The sequence below is a fragment of the Halorubrum sp. genome (assembly GCF_046498025.1).
In the GTDB taxonomy this organism is placed as follows: domain Archaea; phylum Halobacteriota; class Halobacteria; order Halobacteriales; family Haloferacaceae; genus Halorubrum.
Map to the genome: position 1 here is coordinate 1 of NZ_JAWOBM010000070.1, position 4,532 is coordinate 4,532.

The 4,532-nt window shown below is 69.7% G+C and carries 5 protein-coding genes; 4 read left to right on the forward strand and 1 reads right to left on the reverse strand.

Annotated features, from left to right (window positions below):
- The first annotated feature begins 53 nt into the window (after window positions 1-53).
- The 4 genes from R6U01_RS12925 to R6U01_RS12940 all read left to right on the forward strand — a co-directional run bounded on the left by R6U01_RS12925 (window position 54) and on the right by R6U01_RS12940 (window position 3,989).
- The gene (locus R6U01_RS12925) at window positions 54-710 is read left to right on the forward strand and encodes an HAD family hydrolase (RefSeq protein WP_410286868.1); all 657 of its coding nucleotides are present in this window, start codon (window positions 54-56) and stop codon (window positions 708-710) included.
- A 115-nt stretch (window positions 711-825) separates the two neighbouring features.
- Window positions 826-3,207 (forward strand): ATP-dependent DNA helicase, encoded by a 2,382-nt coding sequence (locus tag R6U01_RS12930; RefSeq protein ID WP_410286869.1) that lies wholly within the window; start codon window positions 826-828, stop codon window positions 3,205-3,207.
- A gap of 77 nt (window positions 3,208-3,284) precedes the next feature.
- Window positions 3,285-3,710 (forward strand): hypothetical protein, encoded by a 426-nt coding sequence (locus R6U01_RS12935; protein ID WP_410286870.1) that lies wholly within the window; start codon window positions 3,285-3,287, stop codon window positions 3,708-3,710.
- Between the two features lie 126 nt (window positions 3,711-3,836).
- Complete coding sequence (locus R6U01_RS12940) at window positions 3,837-3,989, forward strand: hypothetical protein (RefSeq protein ID WP_410286871.1); 153 nt, start codon at window positions 3,837-3,839, stop codon at window positions 3,987-3,989.
- A gap of 1 nt (window position 3,990) precedes the next feature.
- Here R6U01_RS12940 and R6U01_RS12945 read toward each other — a convergent pair.
- On the reverse strand, window positions 3,991-4,532 hold a 542-nt coding region (locus R6U01_RS12945), incomplete at its 5' end, for a M24 family metallopeptidase (RefSeq protein ID WP_410286872.1).

Below are 4,532 nucleotides of genomic sequence, written 5' to 3' on the forward strand. Positions count from 1 at the left end.
TCGTGTCGCGGCGTTGGTGAAACCCTTTTAAGTACCGAGCGAGTGCAGAGTGTATGACGTACGATACCGTCGTGTTCGACAACGACGGTGTCCTCGTGGGCCGCACGCGGTTCGACGTGCTCCGGGACGCAACCCGGAACGCGTTCGAAGAGTGCGGCGTCGAGGAGCCCGATCCGGACGACGTAGAGCGCATGACTATCGGTGCGACCCCCGGCAGCGTGGGGACCGTCTGCCAGACGTACGACCTCGATGCGGGGTCGTTCTGGCGGACCCGCGACGACGTGGTCTCGAAGGCCCAACAGCAGGAGGCTCGCGCGGGGCGCAAGACTCCGTACGACGACCTCAACGAGCTCCAGAGCCTCGACGTGGACATGGGGATCGTCTCCTCGAACCAGCAGGCGACCGTGGACTTCCTCGTCGATCACTTCGACGGCTTCGAGCGGTTCGGCGCCGCGTACGGCCGCGAGCCGACGATCCACTCGCTCCAGCTCCGCAAGCCGAACCCGCACTACATCGAGCAGGCGCTCGGCGACCTCGGCGCCGGCAACGCCCTGTTCGTCGGCGACAACGAGTCGGACGTCCGCGCGGCCGAGAACGCGGGCATCGACTCCGCGTTTATCCGGCGGCCCCACCGCCGCGACTGGGAGCTGAACGTCTGGCCGACCTGGGAGATCGAGCGGCTCTCCGACCTGCACGACATCGTCGGCTAACGCGCACGGAGCGACCGACCGCCCCCGTACGCGACCGGCGGCCCCGGCCGCGCTGACCGCCGCGGCCGCCGCGTTCTCTCAAGGTTTAACTCCGGTCGGGAGCTACGCCGCCACAGTGACCGACCCCCCGCCGTGGGCCGACATCTTCGGCCACGAGGAGCCGTATCCGGAGCAGGCCGACGGGATCGACGCCGCCGTCGACGCCGCAGCAGACGGCGGCTTCCTCGCGCTGGAGGGCGCGTGCGGGACCGGCAAGACGATGCTCGCGCTCACCGCCGGGCTCGACCGCGTCCGCGACCCCGGCTCCGAGTTCGAACGCGTCTTCGTCCTCACGAGCGTCAAACAGCAGCTCCGGCAGTTCGAGACGGATCTGGGAACGATCAACGCGAACCTCCCCGACGGGTACGACCCGGTCTCCGGGCTCACCCTCGTCGGCAAGGCCGACGTCTGCCCGTACGCCCGCGAGAACCGCGGCGGCGTCGACCGCGAGAACGTGTACGAGCGCTGCGAGGGGCTGCGCGAGCGCACCCGGAACCTCGTCGGCGACGGCGGCGCGACGACGACCTCGAACCTCGTGAGCGAGGCGCGGAGCCAGCAGGTGGGGCTCATGGACTCGGAGGCCGGCTCGGCGAGCGGCTCGAACGGCGGCGCGACCGACGACGGCTCCGGCGCCGCCGACTACCTCAGCGTCGACGGCGAACCCACCCCCTATCGGCCGGACACCGAGGAGTACGAGGGGACCGAGTTCTGTCCCTTCTACGCCGGCTTCCTCGACGACCTCCCGGAGGACGGGGACCCGGCGGAGGCGGTCCCGTTCGACGTGACGGAACTCGGCCACGTCGGGCCGACTGAACTCGTCCGGCTCGCCGCCGGCCACGGCTCCTGTCCCCACTCGGTCATGGGCGCGCTCGTCCCCGAGGTGGAGGTCGTGATCGGCAACTACTACCACGCGTTCGACCCCGTGACGACCGGGACGTTCACGGGCGCGCTGCTGGACGAGACGACGTTCGTCGTCTGCGACGAGGCGCACATGCTCGAACCGCGCGTGCGGGACCTCGTGAGCGACCGGGTCGCGGACGCCAGCCTCCGCGACGCCGAGAACGAGCTCACGCGCGTCGTCCAGCCGCTCTCCTTCGAGACGGCGGGCGCCGAGTCGGACGACGCCGAACTCGTGCGCGGCGAGCTGGCGGACGCGGACGTGACCGTCGAGGAGATCCAGTCCGTCCGCGAGTTCTACGCCGACCTCCGAGGCGAGCTCGACCGGCGGGTGACGGCGCGGCTCGACCGCGAGCGCCCCGACTGGCGGGCGTCGATGCGCGACCTCGACGACGACGAGATCGCGCTCCGCGACCCCGAAGAGCCGGCCGAAGACGAGATCACGGCGTGGGCGAACCGAGAGGGGTACGGCGACCGCGTCTGGGCGCGGGCGCGACAGGTCGGCGCGGTCGTCAAGCGCGTGCTCGACTCGCTGGAAGCGGAGGACAAGAAGCGGGCCGCGCCCGGCGTCGGCCGGACGCTCAACGCCTGGTACCGCGAGGACCACGAGGAGTTCTTCCGGGCGATCGACCTCGAACGGACGTGGGACGAGACGGCGCCGCCGGACTCGTGGCGGCGCGCGTACAACGCGAGCCTCGCGCTGTACAACTGCCTCCCGAGCGAGCCCATCGGCGACCGACTGGCCGAGTTCGGGGGCGGCGTCCTCATGAGCGCCACGCTGGAGCCGATGGACGTGTTCCGCGAGGTGACCGGGCTGGACCACCTCGAGTCGCGGGGGCGGCCGGTCGTCGATCGGACGTACGGGCTCTCCTTTCCCGCGGAGAACCGCGCGAGCTTCGCGGTCGACGCCCCGAAGTTCACCCACCAGAACCGCGGCGCGCCCGGCGAGGAAAACGACACGCGCCTCGCGCACCTCGACGCGACGGCGACGGTGGCCGCCCGCGAGGGGAACGTGCTCGTCGGAACCCCCAGCTACGCGGAGGCGACGTGGATGGCCGAGTCGCTCGCGGAGCGGCTGGACAAGCCCGTGCTGCTCGACGAGTCCTCCGGTGACCGCGCCACGGAGTCGCTGAAAGACGACTTCTTCGCGGGCGAGGGGAAGGTGCTCGTGACGAGCCTCCGCGGCACGCTCACCGAGGGCGTGGACTACCGCGGGGACCGCCTGTCGGCCGCCGTGGTGTGCGGCGTCCCGATCATCAACACGGCGCGGCCGCGCACGCGAGCCGTGATCACCGCCTACGACCGCCGGTTCGAGTCCGGGTTCGAGACGGCGCTCACGGTGCCCGCGGTGCGGAAGGCTCGGCAGGCCGTCGGCCGCGTCATCCGCGGACCGGACGAGCGCGGGGTGCGCGTCCTGCTCGACGCCCGGTACGCCCGCGATTCGTGGAACGGCGTCCGCGAGTACCTCCCCGCACACGAGCGCGAGGAGTACCGGCCCGTGAGCCCGGACATGCTCGATTTCGCGCTCGATCGGTTCGAGCGAAACGCCGGGGACGACTGACCGATTCAGCGCCCCCGGAAACCGACGTCTGAACGACCGGGACAAAGAATATCCGTCTCGCTCATCTCGTCTCAGAGATGAGACGTCGAGCGTTCCTCGCCGGCACCGGCATCGCACTCGCCGCCGTCAGTGGCGGGTGCCTCGGCAGACTCTCGGACGGTTCCGTTGAGGTCACGTTCGAACAGGTAGAGACGGGCATCGACGCGGATGCACGTCCGGAAATCACGGCCGAGGACGAGACGATACTCGTGGAGGGTACCGTCGCGTACGGCTCGACTGACTGCGCCGATCTCGAACTGGCCCACGCCCGGTATCAACGGTCACAGGAGCGCTTGGACCTGCTCATCGCCGGCGTCGATGACGACGTCGGTGGCGGCTGTAACGACGCCTTGGCGCGTCAGGGATACCGCGTGGAAGCGACGCGTCGCGGTGGGTTTCGATACGTTTCCGCGACGGAACATCACGTCCAAGGAAGGGTCTACTCAGCGGCTTTCGAAGCGTAATCAGCGCACCGACTCCCCGGGAACTCACCTGCCGGATTTCGTCAGCGCCTCCGAGGCTCGATTAATGACCGCATTAACCGCGGTACGGTGCGTTTAACTAGGTCAGGACGCCGCGTGGACGAGTCCATGAGCTCCGTAACGCAACAGCCGAAGTACCACGTCGTCTGCCGGGAGTGCCCGGTTGAGCGCCTGTTCGAGGACGGCGACGAGGCGACCGACCTGGAGCGGAAACACGCGAAAGAGACCGGTCACCGGATCGTCGTCGGTCGCGTGCGGTAACTCACACGACGTTCGCGTCGATCTCCCGCGGGAAGTGCGTGAGCGTCTCGGTTCCCGAGTCGGTGATCGCCACGGTGTCCGAGTGGCGGTAGCCGTACTGGTCGGTGTAGAGCCCGGGCTCGATCGTGTACACCTGTCCCGGCGCCATCACGGCGTCGTCGCCGTCGTAGCGCTCGCCCCAGCCGCGGTCGATGTACGGCGGCTCGTGGGCGCCGAGGCCGATGTTGTGGCCGACGTGATGTCGCGCGAGGTCTGTCACGCCCTGCTCCTCGAAGTACTCCCAGACGACCTCGTCGACCTCGGCCACCGGGACGCCCGGTCCGAGCGCGTCGATGGCGAGGGTCTGCGCCTCCAGCATGAGCTCGAAGTAGTGCTCCTGCTCGTCGGAGTAGTCGCCGACGAACATCGTCCGCTCCAGCTCGGAGCGGTAGCCGTCGACGTTCGCGGTCGCGCCCGTGACGAGGACGTCGCCCTCGGCGAGTCGCTCGTTCGGAGTGTGTCCGTGCGGGAGCGCGGTCTCCCGCCCGGAGATGTAGCCGGCGT